This window comes from Rhodanobacter terrae (assembly GCF_042657005.1).
Taxonomy (GTDB): domain Bacteria; phylum Pseudomonadota; class Gammaproteobacteria; order Xanthomonadales; family Rhodanobacteraceae; genus Rhodanobacter; species Rhodanobacter terrae.
The window spans coordinates 154,493-170,905 of record NZ_JBHSNG010000005.1; the positions used below are offsets into that span (position 1 = coordinate 154,493).

Annotated in this window: 18 protein-coding genes; 11 read left to right on the plus strand and 7 right to left on the minus strand. The window is 65.2% G+C overall.

Annotated features, from left to right (window positions below):
• The first annotated feature begins 171 nt into the window (after positions 1 to 171).
• The 4 genes from ACFPPB_RS07035 (at position 172) to ACFPPB_RS07050 (ending at position 4,089) form a co-directional block, all read left to right on the plus strand.
• Positions 172 to 1,431: an NAD(P)/FAD-dependent oxidoreductase gene (locus ACFPPB_RS07035; protein WP_377325748.1), complete on the plus strand. Its 1,260-nt coding sequence runs from the start codon at positions 172 to 174 to the stop codon at positions 1,429 to 1,431.
• A gap of 114 nt (positions 1,432 to 1,545) precedes the next feature.
• Positions 1,546 to 2,892: a glutathione-disulfide reductase gene (gorA, locus tag ACFPPB_RS07040; RefSeq protein ID WP_377325750.1), complete on the plus strand. Its 1,347-nt coding sequence runs from the start codon at positions 1,546 to 1,548 to the stop codon at positions 2,890 to 2,892.
• 14 nt (positions 2,893 to 2,906) lie between these two features.
• The gene (hutG, locus tag ACFPPB_RS07045; protein WP_377325752.1) at positions 2,907 to 3,686 is read left to right on the plus strand and encodes an N-formylglutamate deformylase; all 780 of its coding nucleotides are present in this window, start codon (positions 2,907 to 2,909) and stop codon (positions 3,684 to 3,686) included.
• 10 nt (positions 3,687 to 3,696) lie between these two features.
• Positions 3,697 to 4,089, plus strand: coding sequence for a hypothetical protein (locus ACFPPB_RS07050; RefSeq protein WP_377325754.1), 393 nt, complete (start codon positions 3,697 to 3,699; stop codon positions 4,087 to 4,089).
• A gap of 91 nt (positions 4,090 to 4,180) precedes the next feature.
• On the opposite strand, the gene ACFPPB_RS07055 is transcribed toward ACFPPB_RS07050, so the two are convergent.
• The 7 genes from ACFPPB_RS07055 to asnS form a co-directional block, all read right to left on the minus strand.
• Positions 4,181 to 4,603 carry a RidA family protein gene (locus ACFPPB_RS07055; RefSeq protein ID WP_377325756.1) on the minus strand — a complete coding sequence of 141 codons (423 nt, stop codon included), beginning with the start codon at positions 4,601 to 4,603 and terminating at the stop codon, positions 4,181 to 4,183.
• Positions 4,600 to 5,271 (minus strand): carbonate dehydratase, encoded by a 672-nt coding sequence (gene can, locus ACFPPB_RS07060; protein WP_377325758.1) that lies wholly within the window; start codon positions 5,269 to 5,271, stop codon positions 4,600 to 4,602. The genes ACFPPB_RS07055 and can overlap by 4 nt, the downstream gene beginning before the upstream one ends.
• Positions 5,272 to 5,356: 85 nt before the next feature.
• Complete coding sequence (locus ACFPPB_RS07065) at positions 5,357 to 6,823, minus strand: aldehyde dehydrogenase (RefSeq protein ID WP_377325760.1); 1,467 nt, start codon at positions 6,821 to 6,823, stop codon at positions 5,357 to 5,359.
• A 54-nt stretch (positions 6,824 to 6,877) separates the two neighbouring features.
• On the minus strand, positions 6,878 to 7,669 hold the full coding sequence (locus ACFPPB_RS07070; protein ID WP_377325762.1) for an SDR family oxidoreductase: 792 nt from the start codon (positions 7,667 to 7,669) through the stop codon (positions 6,878 to 6,880).
• A gap of 22 nt (positions 7,670 to 7,691) precedes the next feature.
• On the minus strand, positions 7,692 to 8,006 hold the full coding sequence (locus tag ACFPPB_RS07075; protein WP_377325764.1) for a hypothetical protein: 315 nt from the start codon (positions 8,004 to 8,006) through the stop codon (positions 7,692 to 7,694).
• Positions 8,003 to 8,836 (minus strand): MalM family protein, encoded by an 834-nt coding sequence (locus ACFPPB_RS07080; RefSeq protein ID WP_377325766.1) that lies wholly within the window; start codon positions 8,834 to 8,836, stop codon positions 8,003 to 8,005. The genes ACFPPB_RS07075 and ACFPPB_RS07080 overlap by 4 nt, the downstream gene beginning before the upstream one ends.
• Positions 8,837 to 8,850: 14 nt before the next feature.
• Positions 8,851 to 10,251: an asparagine--tRNA ligase gene (gene asnS / locus ACFPPB_RS07085; protein WP_377325768.1), complete on the minus strand. Its 1,401-nt coding sequence runs from the start codon at positions 10,249 to 10,251 to the stop codon at positions 8,851 to 8,853.
• A gap of 161 nt (positions 10,252 to 10,412) precedes the next feature.
• Between asnS and ACFPPB_RS07090 the strand changes: the two genes are divergently transcribed.
• From ACFPPB_RS07090 to radA, 7 genes are all read left to right on the plus strand, one after another.
• Positions 10,413 to 10,739, plus strand: coding sequence for a HesB/IscA family protein (locus ACFPPB_RS07090; RefSeq protein ID WP_377325770.1), 327 nt, complete (start codon positions 10,413 to 10,415; stop codon positions 10,737 to 10,739).
• A gap of 172 nt (positions 10,740 to 10,911) precedes the next feature.
• Positions 10,912 to 11,346, plus strand: coding sequence for a 30S ribosomal protein S6 (rpsF, locus tag ACFPPB_RS07095; protein WP_072760477.1), 435 nt, complete (start codon positions 10,912 to 10,914; stop codon positions 11,344 to 11,346).
• Between the two features lie 15 nt (positions 11,347 to 11,361).
• Entirely contained in the window at positions 11,362 to 11,592 is a 231-nt protein-coding gene (gene rpsR, locus ACFPPB_RS07100) for a 30S ribosomal protein S18 (protein ID WP_007081973.1), read from the plus strand.
• 134 nt (positions 11,593 to 11,726) lie between these two features.
• Positions 11,727 to 12,176: a 50S ribosomal protein L9 gene (gene rplI / locus ACFPPB_RS07105; protein ID WP_377325772.1), complete on the plus strand. Its 450-nt coding sequence runs from the start codon at positions 11,727 to 11,729 to the stop codon at positions 12,174 to 12,176.
• Between the two features lie 232 nt (positions 12,177 to 12,408).
• Positions 12,409 to 13,803, plus strand: coding sequence for a replicative DNA helicase (locus ACFPPB_RS07110; protein ID WP_377325774.1), 1,395 nt, complete (start codon positions 12,409 to 12,411; stop codon positions 13,801 to 13,803).
• Between the two features lie 19 nt (positions 13,804 to 13,822).
• The gene (gene alr / locus ACFPPB_RS07115) at positions 13,823 to 14,911 is read left to right on the plus strand and encodes an alanine racemase (protein ID WP_377325776.1); all 1,089 of its coding nucleotides are present in this window, start codon (positions 13,823 to 13,825) and stop codon (positions 14,909 to 14,911) included.
• Positions 14,912 to 15,021: 110 nt separating this feature from the next.
• A complete protein-coding gene (gene radA / locus ACFPPB_RS07120; protein WP_377325778.1) occupies positions 15,022 to 16,407 on the plus strand; it encodes a DNA repair protein RadA in 1,386 nt (461 codons plus the stop codon).
• Positions 16,408 to 16,413 lie beyond the last annotated feature (6 nt).

Sequence of the window (16,413 nt, forward strand, 5' to 3'; positions counted from 1 at the left end):
CATGTGCAATGCAACTGCCCGGGTTGTGCCGCTGCCCCTGTCGGGCCGCAGCTGAGGTTGGATGGGTAGTGACTCTCGATCCGCCCGCTGCCCTTCATGGGCGGATCGATGACGCCGGATTGCGTTCGGCCGTTCCGGCAGTGCTGGCAAATCGGCCCTTACAATCGCTGCATGAGTGCTTCGCGAACAGATGTGTTGATTCTCGGCGGCGGTGTCATCGGCCTGGCATGTGCGCTGTACCTGCTGAAGGCGGGGGCCAGCGTGCGGGTGCTCGAGCAGGGCACGCCTGGCTGCGGCAGCTCGCATGGCAACTGCGGCACGATCACGCCGAGCCATGCGCCACCGCTGGCGATGCCGGGGGTCATCGGCGTGGCCTTGCGCTCGATGCTCAGCGCGGACGCACCGCTGTATCTCAATCCGCGTTTCGACGGGCCGCGGCTGCGCTGGCTGCTTGGCTTCGCGCGCCATTGCAACTGGCGCGACTTCGCCCGCGCCACCACCGCACGCGCGGCGATCCTGCAGCGCTCGCGTCTGCTGCTGGCCGGGCTGGTGCGGGACGAGCAGCTCGATTGCGAATTCGTCGAAGAGGGCGACCTGTACGTCTATCGCACAGCGCAGCGACAGGCGGCCGACGCGCGCGATCACTTCGCGGTGCTGGATCGGCTGGGCATCGAGGTACAGCGCCTGCGTGGCGATCAGGTCGAGGCGATGGAGCCGGCGTTGAAACCGGGCGTGGTCGGCGGCCTGCTGCATCCGGGCGATGCACGGCTGCGGCCGGACCGCTACGCGGCCGAACTGGCGCGGCGGGTAGTCGAACTGGGCGGCGTGATCGAGACGGGTGCGCGAATCGAACGTTTCAGCACCGACCCTGGCCGCATCACCCTGGTGCACAGCAGCCGTGGCGTGTTCGAGGGCGACCGGGTCGTCATGGCACTCGGCGCCTGGTCCCCGCTGCTGGCCAGGACGCTGGGGCTGCGGCTGCCGATGCAGCCGGGCAAGGGTTATTCGCTGACCTACACGCGCCCCGTACGCGTACCACGCCGTGCACTGGTGCTGCGTGAGCCGTCGGTCTGCGTCACCACCTGGAACAGCGGCTATCGGCTGGGCAGCACGATGGAGTTTTCCGGTTACTCCGAGGGCCTCAACCGGCCCCGGCTCGACGCGCTGCGGCGTGGCGCAGCCAGCGGTCTGCACGAACCGGAAGGCCCCGAGTTGCTGGAAGAGTGGTGGGGCTGGCGACCGATGAGCGTCGACGAGGTGCCTATCATCGGTCCCTGTGCGCGCTGGTCGAACCTGCTGCTGGCCACCGCGCACGGCATGCTCGGCGTGAGCATGTCGGCGGCGACTGGCGAACTGGTCGCATCGATGCTGGGCGGCGGGGCCTCGCCCATCGATGCGGCACCTTATGCGCCGGCCCGATTCGGGTTGTAGGAGATTTCTCCATCAGAGCATTCACCATAAAGTACCTGGCATCGCAGCGAGCGGTTCGACGACGGCATCGCCTGCCGGTCGGGCAGCTTTGGGCGAATCCCCGAGGACGTACCGATGATCGCAAGTCATGACCTGATCGTGCTGGGCGCGGGCTCCGCTGGTCTGGCTACCGCCTTCCGTGCCGCGCAGCATGGCGCCAGGGTGGCGTTGCTCGAACCCGGTGCACTTGGCGGTACCTGCGTGCATCGCGGCTGCGTGCCGAAGAAGGCATTGTGGTTTGCCGCGCAGTGGGCGCAGGCCCAACAGTTTGCCTTGGATGTGGGTTTTGCGTCGGAACCGGGCCCGTTGGACTGGGAGCGCTTCCGTCAGGTGCGACTGCGCTACGTCGATGGCATCGACCAAAGTTATGCCCGCCGGCTCAAGGACGAGGGCGTGCAGTTGATACGTCAGGCGGGCCGTTTCATAGCGGCCGATACGATAGAGCTGGCCGACGGTAGCCGGATGCAGGCGGCGCATATCGTGGTTGCCACCGGCGCGCGTCCGCGCACGTTGGCGTTGCCCGGTTTCGGGCTGGGCATGGTTTCCGACGATGTCTTTACGCTGCAGTCGTTGCCGCGTCGTTTGGCGATCGTGGGCGGTGGCTACGTGGCAGTGGAATTTGCCGGTTTGCTGCAGGCACTGGGCAGCGACGTGGAGGTACTGGCACACGAACGCCTGCTGGAAGGCTTCGATACGGAACTCGTGCGGGCATTGCAGGAGTTGATGGAGGCACAAGGCATACGGGTCAATCCGCAGAGTGCGGTACAGGCGGCACATCGAGAGGCCGATGGCATCCGGCTCGATGACGCGGCGGCCGGTTCGCGTGGTCCCTATGACGCGGTGCTGTGGGCGGTCGGGCGCGTGCCCAACAGCGAGGCGCTCGGGCTGGCTTCGATCGGCGTCGAAACCGACGAGGGTGGCCACGTGCTGACCGATGCGCGGCAGGATACCAAGGTGAAAGGCGTCCACGCGGTCGGCGACGTTACTGCACGCAAGGCGTTGACGCCGGTGGCCGTTGCCGCCGGCCGGCGATTGGCTGACCGGCTGTTTGGCGGTCAGCCCGGCGCGCAGCTGGATTATGAAAATATCCCCAGCGTGGTGTTTTCCAAGCCGCCGCTGGGCATGGTCGGACTGACCGAGCAGGCCGCCCGCGAACACTACGGCGATGCGGTCACCGTCTACCGCACTCGGTTCACGCCGATGCAATGGGCATTGACCGGGGCGCATGGGCGGAGCCTGATGAAGCTGGTCTGCGTGGGCAGCGACGAACGCGTTGTCGGCATCCATGTGCTGGGCCCGGGGACCGATGAGATGCTGCAGGGTTTCGCGGTGGCGCTGAAAGTCGGCGTGCGCAAGCGCGATCTGGATGCGACGGTGGCGATCCATCCCAGTTCGGCCGAAGAACTCGTGCTGATGGGTTGATTACAATGCAGCGCATGGCCAACTTCATCTTGCAGCGCGGCCGCGTGCCGCTGCTGATCAGCTTGCCGCACGACAGCAGCTTCATTCCCGACGACATTGCCGCACGGATGCGGCCGGCGGCGCGCCGTTCGCCGGATACCGACTGGCATGTGGGACGTTTGTACGAGCCGCTGGCGCAGGCGCTGGGTGCCAGCGTGCTGAAGCCGCTGGCGTCGCGTTACGTGATCGACCTCAATCGTCCCGCCGACGGACATGCGCTCTATCCGGGGCAGCGCGAGACCGGTCTGGTGTCGACGATAGGCTTCGACGGCGATCCGCTGTATCAGGATGGTCGCGAGCCGGACGGTGCCGAAGTACAACAGCGGATAAACGAGTTCTGGCTTCCTTATCACCAGGCATTGACACAGGAACTTGCGAGACTGTGCGCTGAACATGGCCAGGCGATATTGTGGGAAGGTCATTCCATCCGCAGCCGCGTACCGATGCTGTTCGAAGGACGGTTGCCGGATTTCAATCTGGGCACGGCGGCCGGAGCGAGCTGCGACGATGCGTTGCAGACGCAGTTGCAACACTGTCTGGAGTCGCAGTCGCGCTTCAACTATGCCGTCAACGGCCGCTTCAAAGGCGGTTACATCACCCGCCACTACGGTGAGCCCGGCACCCGCGTGCAGGCGGTGCAACTGGAGCTGGCGCAGCTCAACTACATGGACGAAGCGAGTTTCGAATACGACACGGCCAAAGCGCCGGCGGTGCAGGAATTGATCGGCCGCATGCTGCGGGTTTGCCTGAAATGAGCGCAGGTTTTTGCGTTTTTTGGCGTGTTTGGGCGAAAGTCAAGATCCTGCCGACCAGGCGCGTAAGAAATCAGGTAACTCGTTCAGCATGGGTAACCCGTTTTCACCGCATTGTCGAGGCGTCGCGCTACCCGTGTTGTCGGGTTCCGGCCGGGCTCGCGATACCCCAATTCCGAGGCTCAACATCATGATGCGTAAACTTCTGATTGCTTCCCTGCTTGTGGCTGGCGTTGCGCTTTCCGGTTCCGTATTGGCCCAGACGGCCGCTCCGAAGGCTGCTGCCACGGCAGCCGAACCCGCTTCGGCCATGACTCCCAAGGCTGCCACCAAGACTCATCACGCGAAGAAGCATCACAAGCACCACAAGGCTGCTGCTCCGGCAGCAGCCAGCACGGCCGGTTGATAGCCGACCGATGACGGCGTGAATCGAAACCCCGCCGGTGCAGACCGGCGGGGTCTTCGTGCGCGCCGCGCCGGTTTGCCGTGCGGCGTGTTCAGCGCGCGGGCAGCACCGCGATGCATTTCAGCTCGATCGCGATCGGCGTCGGCAGGGCGCTGATGCCCAGCGTGGTACGGCAGGCATCCACGCCTGCGAAGTATTCCGCGTACAACCGGTTGTAGGTGGCGAAGTCGCGCTGCATGTCGGTCAGAAACACGGTGACGTCGGCCAGATCGGTCCACGCGGCACCGCTGGCTTCCAGTACGGCGCGCACGTTGGCGAACACCTGCCGGCATTGCGCCTCGATGTCGTAGCCGACCAGCCGGCCTTCCGCGTCGTGCACGTTGCCGGGGATCGCATCGCTGCCGGGCTGGCGCGGGCCGACACCGGACAGGAACAGCAGATCGCCGACGCGCCGCGCATGCGGGTAGGCGCCGACGGGTGCGGGTGCCTTGTCGGTGCGGATGATGCTGTTCATCGCTGCGGCACAGCCGGTAGCCGCAGCAAGCGCTGCAAGGCACTTTCGTAAGCGGGCTGCAGCGCTGCACGCGAATCGACGTGCATGTTCAGGTCGTGCATATGGCCGTTGTCGAGGCTGTAGCACCACGCGTGCACGGAGAGTTTCTGGCCGCGTTCCCACGCATCCATCACCATCGTCGTGCGGCAGGTATTGGTCACCTGCTCGATGGCGTTGAGTTCGCACAGGCGCGCATTGCGCAGCGGCATCAGATCCAGTGCGGCCAGCATCGAGGAGTGCTTTTCCGCCACGTCGCCGACATGTCGCAGCCAGTTGTCGACCAGGCCGAGCCGGCGTTCGTCCAGCACCGCCTGGACGCCGCCGCAGCCGTAATGACCGACGATGATGATGTGCTCGACCTTGAGGATGTCCACCGCGAACTGGATCGTGCTGAGGCAGTTGAGATCGCTGTGTGCGACCACATTGGCCACGTTGCGTTGCACGAAGATCTCGCCGGGCGGCAGGTCGACGATCTGGGTCGCCGGCACGCGCGAGTCGGAACACCCGATCCACAGGTACTTCGGCGATTGCTGCTTCGCCAGATACTCGAAGAAGTGCGGATCTTCCGCGTGCCTGGCAGCGGACCAGCGGCGGTTGCCGTCTAGCAGGTCTTGCAGGGGGCTGGTCAAGTCAGGGTACTCGTCAATGGGGTTTGTGCCGCGGATTTGATCAAAAGACGTCTGATCAACATGATTTGACTGATGGCAAACTCGATCAATAACGGATGCAGATGTTTTTCGGCTCGGTGAAGAAGTGCAATGCCTCCTCGCCGCCTTCGCGGCCGAGCCCCGACTGCTTGGCGCCGCCGAAGGGCGTGCGAAGGTCGCGCAACAGCCAGCAGTTGATCCACACGATGCCGAACTCGAGCCGGCCGGCGAGCCGGTGGGCGCGGGAGAGGTCCTGCGTCCACAACGAGGCGGCGAGACCATACTTGCTGTCGTTGGCGATCGCCAGCGCCTCCGCCTCGTCCTCGAACGGAATCAAGCTGACCACCGGGCCGAAGATTTCCTGCTGGTTGGTCTGTGCCGTGGACGGCAGGCCTTCGATCACGGTCGGCGCGATGAACCAGCCACCGGCGCAGCGGCCCGACATGCGGACCGGCCCGCCGCCGCACAGCACGCGGCCACCTTCGGCGCGGGCCTGGTCGATGCAGCCCAGCACCTTGTCGTAATGCGCTTGCGAAACCATCGCGCCGAGGTCGTTGTCTGCGTCCCGGGGATCGCCAACGCGCAGCGCCCGCACCCGCGCGAGATAGCGTTCGCGGAAGGTCTCGTAGATCGAGCGCTGCACCAGCAGGCGCGAACCGCACAGGCAGATCTCGCCCTGGTTGGCGAAGCCCGAGCGCACGATGGTGTCCAGGTTCGCCTCGGAAAGGTCGGCATCGGCGAAAACGATCGCCGGATTCTTGCCGCCCATTTCCAGCGACACTTTCTTGAACTGCGACACGGCGGTTCGGGCGATCTGCGTGCCGGTGACGGTGCTTCCCGTGAAGGAGATCGCCCGCACCGCCGGATGCTCCACGATCGCCTGGCCGACGCTGGGGCCGCGGCCGAGCACGATGTTCAGCACGCCCGGCGGAAACCCGGCTTCGATGCTCAGCTCGCCCAGCAGTGCCGCGGTGCAGGGGGTGACTTCGGACGGTTTGGCTACCACCGTATTGCCGGCGGCCAGTGCGGGCGCGATTTTCCAGGTGAACAGGTACAGCGGCAGATTCCATGGGCTGATGCAGCCGACTACGCCGAGCGGCTGGCGCAAGGTGTAATTGATCGCGCCGGTCCCTGCCGCGCCGGTTTCCATGGCGTGCGACTCGCTGCCCCAGCTCATGATCGCCGCCGCGAAATAACGCAGGTTGCTGATCGCGCGCGGGATGTCGAGCCGGCGCGCGAGGCTCGACGGCTTGCCGTTGTCGCGCGATTCCAGCGCCGCGAACTCTTCCAGCCGCGCCTCGATCAGGTCGGCCAGTCGCTGCAGCAGATGCGCACGTTGTTCGATCGGGGTATTCGCCCAGCCGGTGGCGGCGCGGGTGGCGGCCGCGACAGCGGCGTCGACATCGATCGGGCCGGAATCCGGGCAGTGCGCGAACACCTCGGCGGTGGCCGGCTCATGCACCTCCAGCCATGCGTCAAGGTGTGGCGCCTGCAGGCGACCGTCGATCAGATTGGCTAGGCGCACGGTAGGCATCTGCACAAGCTTAAAACCAGCGGGCCGCAAATGCACTGGATGGTGCCGATCGGCTCAACTCAAGGCGCGCGTGCGGCCGCCATCCACCGCGATGCTGACGCCGTTGACGTAGGCGGCAGCGGGTGTGCACAGGAACGCGATCACCGCCGCGACTTCGCCGGCCTCGCCGAACCGACGGGCCGGGATCGTGGCAATCAGATCCTGCGCGATTTCTTCCTCGGCTCGACCGCAGGCTGCGGCCTTCGCAGTCAGCAATCCATCGAGGCGACCGGTTCGGGTATAGCCGGGCAACACGTTGTTGACCGTGATGCCGTCGGCAGCCAGTTCGCCCGATAGCGTCTTGGCCCAGCCCGCGACGGCGGCGCGCACAGTGTTGGAAACGCCCAGCCCCGCGATGGGTTCTTTCACCGAAGTGGAAATCACGTTGACGATGCGGCCGTAGCCGCTGGCGCGCATCCCGGGCAGCAGCGCCTGCAACAGCGTCTGGCCGGCCAGCAGGTGCTGACGGAATGCGGTTTCGAATGCGGCCGGCGTGGCGGCATATGCCGGCCCCCCCGGCGGTCCGCCACTGTTGTTGATCAGGATGTGCACCGCTTCGCCGGCGGCGATCTCGCTGGCGGTCGCCTGCAGGCTGGCGGTGTCCAGCATGTCGACGCTGCGCCAGCCGTGTCGCTGTCCGGCATGTTTATGCGGCAGGCTTTCGGCGACGGTCTTGAGCGCGCCGGCCGAACGCGCGAGCAAGGTGACGCTGGCACCCAGTTCGGCCAGTTCGATCGCGCTGGCGCGACCGATGCCTTGCGAGGCGCCGCAGACCAGTGCATGCCGTCCACTCAGATCCAGTTGCATGCGGGTTCTCCGTTCGGTCTTGTCAGTGCAGCAGCAGTCGCATCGCGACCGCCGCCAGCCAGCACGACCAGCCCAGCCATGGGCTGAAACGCCAGATCTGGCGCCAGCGGTTGATGGCCGCATCGTCCAGCGCCGGCAACGCCGGTGAGCGCAGCACGTGCTGCAGGCGGATCCAGGTGCGGAACGCCGAAGTCCTGCCGTGTTCGGGTTCGGCGATGATCTGCCAGTGTTGCGGGTAGCGTTTGCGCAGCAAGGCGATAAGCCGGAACTGGGCCAGATACGACAACAGGAGCAAGCCGACGCCGCCGATCAGCAGGGTCAGATACAGGACGATCATGGCGAGCTGGGGCGGTTGGTCTTGCCGTCGCTGTTGTTGCTGTCGCTGATCCACGGCAGAGGCAGTGCGGTGCGCAAGGTGTTGAGCACGCCGTCGCCTTTTTCCGCCTTCTTGCAGATCGCGTTGCCGATGGTCTTTTTGTAGGTCTTGTTCATCATGCCCACCCACAACGAACCATCCGGTCCGTGCGGGATGCTGAAGCTGCCGGTGGGATTCATCGTCAGCGTCGCCGTGGTGGTGGGGATGGACGCCGGCGACTGTTCCCAATAAGTCTTGCCCGACTGCTGGTCGGCGGAGCTGTAGACCAGCAGATAGCGCGCCTGCGGTTCGTCGATATTGACGCTGCCGAAGGCGCCGGTGGTTTCGTCGCTCCAGCCCATGTGCTCGCACAGGCCGATGTCCACGGAGCGGATCGGCTGGAAGCCGCCATCGAGCAGCACGACGGTGGGCGCGAACAGATAGCTGGCGTGCAGCCAGCGGCCATTCAATTCGGATTTCATGGCCACCTGGTACGGCAGCTTCACGTCGGCTGGCAGGCGGAAAGCGAGGAAGTAGCTGTGCGTACCGTTGAGGTTGGCGACCATGCTGCCGCTGCCCAGGGTGAACTTCTGGGGTTGCCACGGCAGCATGTTGCGATAGGAGAAATCGGCAAAGCTGCTGCAGCATGGCGTGGCCTGCAACAACTGCTGCTGGGCCAGCTTCAGCGCGTCGCCGGTGTTTTCCGAGGGTGGTCGCAGATTGGGCGGTATCAGCACCTTGGCGGTGTGACAGCCAGCCAGGAGAACGGCGAGAACCAGTGCGGCAACGGTGGCGGGGAAGCGATGCGGCATGACGGGCGGGATACTCAGAATTCGGCCGTACCGGCCGCGCGTGGGTAGGGAATGGCGTCGCGAATATTGGCCAGACCGCAGATATAGACCAGCAGGCGTTCGAAGCCAAGCCCGAAACCGGCATGCGGCACCGTGCCGTAGCGGCGCAGATCACGGTACCAGCCATAAGTGGCAGGATCGAGACCGAACTGGATCATGCGGCGGTCGAGGTAGTCCAGTCGTTCCTCGCGCTGGCTGCCCCCGATGATCTCGCCGATGCCCGGTGCCAGCACATCCATCGCTGCCACGGTCTTTTCGTCATCGTTCAAGCGCATGTAGAACGCCTTGATCGCCTCGGGGTAGTTCATTACGACAACCGGACGGCCGATATGTTTCTCGGCCAGGTAACGTTCGTGCTCGGTCTGCAGGTCGATGCCCCAGGCGACCGGGTACTCGAATTTCTGGCCGCAGTTCTTCAGGATCTCGATCGCGTCGGTGTAGTCGATGCGTTCGAACGGCTTGGCGATGAAGGCCTCCATCCGGCTGATCGCATCCGGCTGCACGCGCTCGGCGAAGAACGCCATGTCGTCGGCGCGCTCGTCCAGCACGGCCTTAAAGATCGCCTTCAGGAACGCCTCGGCACAATCGGCATCCGCGGTGAGGTCGGCGAACGCAATCTCGGGCTCGACCATCCAGAATTCGGCCAGGTGGCGCGGCGTGTTGGAATTTTCGGCACGAAAGGTCGGGCCGAAGGTGTAGACCTTGCTCATCGCCAGGCAATACGCCTCGACATTGAGCTGGCCGGACACGGTGAGGAACGCCTCGCGGCCGAAGAAATCCTTGCGGAAGTCGATCTTGCCGTCGGGCAGGCGCGGCAGGTTGGCCAGGTCCAGCGTGGACAGCCGGAACATGTCGCCGGCGCCTTCGGCATCGGAGGTGGTGATGATCGGGGTGTTGATCCAGAAGAAGCCCTGCTCGGTGAGGTGGCGGTGGATCGCCGTCATCATGGTGTGGCGCACGCGGGTGACCGCGCCGAACAGGTTGGTGCGCGGACGCAGGTGCGCGACTTCGCGCAGGAACTCCATGGTGTGCGGCTTGGGCTGGATCGGGTAGGTCAGCGGGTCGTCGACGAAGCCGGTGACCTCGACCGACTCGGCCTGGACCTCGAAGCGCTGGCCCTTGCCCTGCGAGGAAACCAGGGTGCCGGTGACGACCAGGCCGGCGCCGGTGGTCATACGCTTGACCTCGCTCTCGTAGTTGGACACCTGGTCGGTGACTACCACCTGGATCGGATCGAAGCAGGAGCCGTCGGTCACGTTCACGAAGGACAGGCCGCCCTTGGACTCGCGGATGGTACGCACCCAGCCGCGCACGGTCACCGTGCTGCCGGCTTCGAGCTTGCCGGAGAGAGCCTGCTTCACACTGACCACCGCCATCGTTGAAACTCCTGCTGATGCGCCGCATATCGGCGCGTAAGGGATGAATGGCGTGTGCGCGCGGCGCGCGAGGCCAAAACCGGCATGATAATGTAGCCGTTGCCCGCACTGCGACTTTCCGGGCTCCCGCAATGCTTTTTCCTCGAGATTGGATTCGCTCCATGACCATCACCATCACTCCCGCCGCCAACGAACGCATGCGCCATTTTCTGGCAGGCGCGCCGGCGGCGGCCGGTGTGCGTTTCGGCGTCAAGCGCACCGGCTGTTCCGGGTTTGCGTACGTGGTGGATCTGGCCGAGTCGATCGGCGAGGGCGACCAGGTGGTCGATGTGGACGGGCTGCCCTTGATCGTCAACGACAAGAGCCTGGCGCTGGTCGAAGGCACGGTGATCGACTTTCAGCGTCAGGGCCTCAATGCCAGTTTCGTGTTCCACAACCCGAATGCCACCGGTGAATGCGGCTGCGGCGAGAGTTTTACCGTCAGCTGACCGGCGTGCACCCTGCAGGTCATGATTTTCAATGACTTGCGCGATCATTCGCCGGCACCGTACAATTCCGCTTCTGTCCGCGCCTGTTTGGGTGCCGGCAGGACACTTGCCTCACCGCAACGGCGGGAGGCTGCGAGGCCGCAAGGCCGCATCCACAAGGAGTCAAACCACAATGACCCTGCGTCATTACGAAGTTGTGTTCATGGTCCATCCTGACCAGAGCGAGCAGGTTCCCGCCATGCTCGAGCGCTACAAGGCGCTGATCGAGACCGACGGCGGCAAGATCCACCGCCTGGAAGATTGGGGCCGTCGTCAGCTGGCTTATCCGATCGTGAACCTGGCCAAGGCACATTACGTGCTGCTCAACATCGAAGTGAGCCAGAACGCGCTGAACGAGCTGGAGTCGGGTTTCCGCTTCAACGATGCCGTGCTGCGTCATCTGGTCGTGCGTCGCGACGAGGCCGATACCGAGCCGTCCTTCATCCTGAAGTCGAAGGAAAAGGACGATGCCAAGTCCACCCGTCGCCGCGATGACGACGATGGCGAAGGCGAGGGCCGCCCGCGTGGGCGTGACCGCGACGACAACGATCGCGACAGCGACGACTGATTAGGAATCCAGACCATGTCCAAGTTTTTCCGCCGCCGCAAGTTCTGCCGCTTCACCGCCGAAGACGTGAAGGAGATCGACTACAAGGATCTCAACACCTTGCGTCAGTACGTCACCGAGAACGGCAAGATCGTGCCGAGCCGCATCACCGGTACCAAGGCGCGCTACCAGCGCCAGCTGGCTACCGCGATCAAGCGCGCACGCTTCCTCTCGCTGCTGCCGTACACCGACAACCACGACGTCTGAGCGTGACTGACCGCAGCCTGGTGCTGTGGTCAGTGGTCTAGTCCGGCCACGGCCGGACGCGACTTCAGACACCCTTCGGACAACCGTCCTCTGGCTGCGTCGGGCCACACCGGCGCTAACGAAAAGGAAGCATCATGGAACTCATTCTTCTGCAGAAAGTCCGCAACCTCGGCACGCTCGGCGACAAGGTCACCGTGAAGCCGGGTTACGGCCGCAATTTTCTCCTGCCGCAGGGCAAGGCCGTGCGCGTCAATGCCGCCAACCTGGCCGCGTTCGAACAGCGTCGCGCCGAGTACGAGGCGAAAGCCAGCACCTTGCTGACCGACGCCGAAGCCCGCAAGGCCAAGCTGGCCGACGCGTCGGTGACGATCTCCGCGCATGCCAGTGCGGAAGGCAAGCTGTTCGGTTCGGTCGGCCCGCGCGATATCGCCGAGGCACTGGCCGCAGCCGGGCACACCGTCAACAAGGGTGAAGTGATCCTGGGCGAAGGCCCGCTTCGCAACACCGGCGAGTACGACGTGGTGGTGAGCCTGCACGCCGACGTGCAGACCACGGTCAAGGTGATCGTGGTCGGCGACAAGTAAGCGGACACTCCGTCATCCACTGACGGAACAAGCGGGCGCCTCATGGCGCCCGTTTGTTTTTTTATGCTCCCGGCAACCGGGCGGCTTTTATACCCGGCAAGTCACAGCTTATCCACAGGGTTATTGTCTCGACGGGTGAGACGCCGTCGCGCATGATGATGTAGGTGTGACTACCTGCGGATTGTCGGCGCGTCGCCTGCCGGTCGTGGAGCCATTCACTTGAGGTAAGCCGATGTCCTTCGTGCCCGAACGCAAATCCTCATCGCCGGCCATCGAGGCGCTGCGCATCCCGCCGCATTCGATCGATGCCGAACAGGCGGTGCTTGGCGGCCTGATGCTGGCACCGGATGCGCTGGACAAGGTGGCCGACCGGCTGGCCGAGCAGGACTTCTACCGCAAGGATCACCGGCTGATCTGGCGGGCGATCAACGAGCTGGCAAACAAGGGCATGCCGTGCGACGCGGTGACCCTGGGCGACTGGTTCGAGAGCAACGGTCTGGCCGAGATGGTCGGCGGCGCCGGCTACCTGATCGAGCTGGCCAACAGCACGCCCAGCGCCGCCAACATTGCGGCCTACGCCGAAATCGTGCGCGAGAAGTCGGTGATGCGTCAGCTGATCGACGCCGGCACCTCGATCACCGAGGACGGCTACCGGCCCGACGGCAAGAGCGTGCAGGAGGTGCTGGAAAGCGCCGAGCAGCGGGTGTTCCACATCGCCGAATCCGGAGCGCGTGGCAAGAAGGATTCGGTGTCGATGCGCGAGGCGGTCAAGGATGCGTTCCGCCTGCTGACCGAGCGTTACGAGAATCGCGGCCAGCTCACCGGTGTCAGCACCGGCTTCAACGATCTGGACAGCCTCACCTCCGGCCTGCAACCGTCGGATCTGATCATCGTGGCGGCGCGCCCGTCGATGGGCAAGACCGCGTTTGCGCTGAACATCGCCGAGACCGCCGCGTTGGGCGGCAGGAAAGCGGTGGTGGTGTTTTCTATGGAAATGTCCTCCTCGCAGCTGGCGTTCCGTCTGATTTCCTCGGTCGGCCGCATCCATCAGCAGCACCTGCGCAACGGCACGCTGGAAGAGGAAGACTGGCCGCGTGTCTCCAACGCCATTGCGCTGCTGTCCGATGCCAAGATATTCATCGACGACACGCCCAGCCTGTCGCCGGTGGAGATGCGTTCGCGTGCGCGCCGCCTGCACCGCGAGCACGGTGGCCTGGGCCTGATCGTGATCGATTATCTGCAGCTGATGCAGGTGCCCGGCAACAAGGAGAATCGCGCCACCGAAATTTCAGAAATTTCGCGTTCACTCAAAGGCCTCGCCAAGGAGTTGAACGTGCCGGTGATCGCCCTGTCGCAGTTGAACCGCTCGCTGGAGCAGCGCGCAGACAAGCGTCCGATGATGTCGGACCTGCGCGAGTCCGGCGCGATCGAGCAGGACGCCGACGTGATCATGTTCATCTACCGCGACGAGTACTACAACAAGGAATCGGCGGACAAGGGCATTGCCGAAATCATCATCGGCAAGCAGCGCAACGGTCCCACCGATACCTGCAAGCTGACCTTCCTGGGTCACTACACCAAGTTTGTGAACTACGCGCCGGATTCGTTCGTCGGGTCGTTCGACTGATCCCGGGCTTCCGTCTGCCATGAGCCGCACCACCGTCGCCACCATCCACCTCGGCGCATTGCGTCACAACCTGGCGCGGCTGAAGGCGCTGGCGGCGCCGGCGAAGGTGATGGCGGTGGTCAAGGCCGATGCCTACGGCCATGGCCTGGAGCGGGTTGCCCGCGCGCTGAACGGCGAAGCCGAGGCGTTCGCCGTGGCGGCGCTCGGCGACGGCTTGCGGCTGCGCGCGGCAGGACACCAGCAGCGCATCGTGGTGCTGTCCGGCCCCGACAACGCCCGCGATATCGCCGAAATGCAGCGGCTGCAGCTGGACGCGGCGATCCATCATGAGGCGCAACTGCAGTGGCTGACGCAGGCCGAGCCGGCGCGCGGACGGCTGCGCGTCTGGCTGAAAATCGACAGTGGCATGCATCGGCTAGGCTTCGCGCCGGAGCGCGTGGCCGACGTGCATGCCCGACTCGCTGCAATGCTCGGTATCGATCCCGAAATCGGCCTGCTCACCCACTTCTCCGATTCCGAAATCTTCGACGGCCAGCAGACGCTGGCGCAGATCGCCTGCTTCGACGAGGCGACAAGAATGTTCCGGGGGCCGCGCTCGCTGTCCAATTCCGCCGCCGTGGTTGGCTGGCCCGACGCGCGCGGCGACTGGGTGCGCACGGGCGGCCTGCTGTACGGCTTGTCGGTGGTCGAGGGCAAGACCGGCGCGGATTTCGGCTTTCGTCCCGCGATGACGCTGAGCACGCGCCTGATCGCGATCAACCCGATCAAACGCGGTGAACGCATCGGCTACAACGGCACCTGGACATGTCCCGAAGACATGCCGGTCGGAGTGGCTGCCGTCGGTTACGGCGACGGCTATCCGCGCAGTGCCATGGCCGGCACACCGGTGCTGGTCGGCGATCGGCGCGTTCCGCTGATCGGCCGCGTCTCGATGGACCTGATCACGCTGGACCTGCGCGATGCGCCGGCCGCGAAAATCGGCGACCGCGTGCTGTTGTGGGGCGCGGAGTTGCCGGTCGAACTGATCGCCGCGCAATCCGGCACGATCTCCTATGACCTCACCTGCGGCATGACACGCCGGGTGCTGTTCGTCGAAGACGAACATTGACTGGCATGGCGTGGAAGACGAAAGCTGACAGGGTCCCGGGCCGATGCGTCTCGCCGCATGCGATGGCCGCAGGCTAAGCTCAGCGTCATCGTATCCAGCCGGGAACCCGCATGGCCAAAGCCAAGACCGCCTACGTCTGCACCGAGTGCGGCGCCGAGCACAACAAGTGGCAAGGGCAGTGCGTCGAATGCGGGGTGTGGAATACGCTGAGCGCCATTGTGCTGACGCCGGCGTCGGCAGCCGCGTCGTCCGTCGGGGCGCAACGTTCCAGCTATGCGGGCAACGCGGCCGGTGTGGCGCGCATCACGCCGCTGACCGAAGTGGCGTTGACCACCGAGGCACGCACGCTGACCGGCATCGGCGAGCTGGACCGGGTACTCGGCGGCGGACTGGTACAAGGCTCGGTGGTGCTGATCGGTGGCGATCCCGGCATCGGCAAGTCGACCTTGCTGCTGCAGATGCTGGGCACGCTGGGCGCGCACCTGCCCAGCGTGTACGTCACCGGCGAGGAGTCGCTGTCGCAGGTGGCGTCGCGGGCGCAGCGGCTGGGCTTGCCGCTGGAGCCGCTGCAGGCGCTGGCGGAGACCTGCATCGAGCGCATTCTGGAACAGGCGATGGCATCGCGGCCGCGCGTGCTGGTGATCGATTCGATCCAGACGATCTGGACCGAGTTGCTCGCCGCGGCGCCGGGCTCGGTGAGCCAAGTGCGCGAATCTGCCGCCAAGCTCACTCGTTTCGCGAAGGAAACCGGCACCTCGGTATTCCTGGTCGGCCACGTCACCAAGGAGGGCGGCATCGCCGGTCCGCGCGTGCTCGAGCACATGGTCGACGCGGTGCTGTATTTCGAGGGCGAGTCCGGCAGCCGTTTCCGCATCCTTCGTGCGTTCAAGAACCGCTTCGGTGCGGTGAACGAACTGGGTGTGTTCGCGATGTCCGACAAAGGCCTGCGCGAGGTGCCGAATCCGTCGGCGATCTTCCTCTCCTCGCACAATGGCCCAACCTCGGGCAGTGCGGTGATGGTGACGCGCGAAGGCACCCGGCCGCTGCTGGTCGAAGTGCAGGCGCTGGTGGATCAGTCTTCATTGGGTAATCCCCGCCGCGTCACGCTCGGGCTGGAACAGAACCGGCTGGCCATGCTGCTGGCCGTGCTGCATCGGCACGGAGGCGTGGCGGCGTACGACCAGGACGTGTTCGTCAACGTGGTCGGCGGCATCCGGGTGCAGGAGACGGCGGTCGATCTGCCGGTGCTGCTGGCGGTGTTGTCGTCGCTGCGCGACCGGCCGCTGCCGGAACACACCGTCGCGTTCGGCGAGGTCGGACTGTCCGGCGAGATCCGCCCGGTGCCGAACGGCGAGGAGCGCCTGAAGGAAGCCGCGCATCACGGCTTCCGCCGCGCGATCGTGCCGAAGGCGAATGGGCCGAAGAAGGGCCGCGTCGGCGAGATGGAGGTGATCGGGGTGGAGCGGCTGGCGGAAGCGATCGACGCCTGTCGCTGAGTGCCT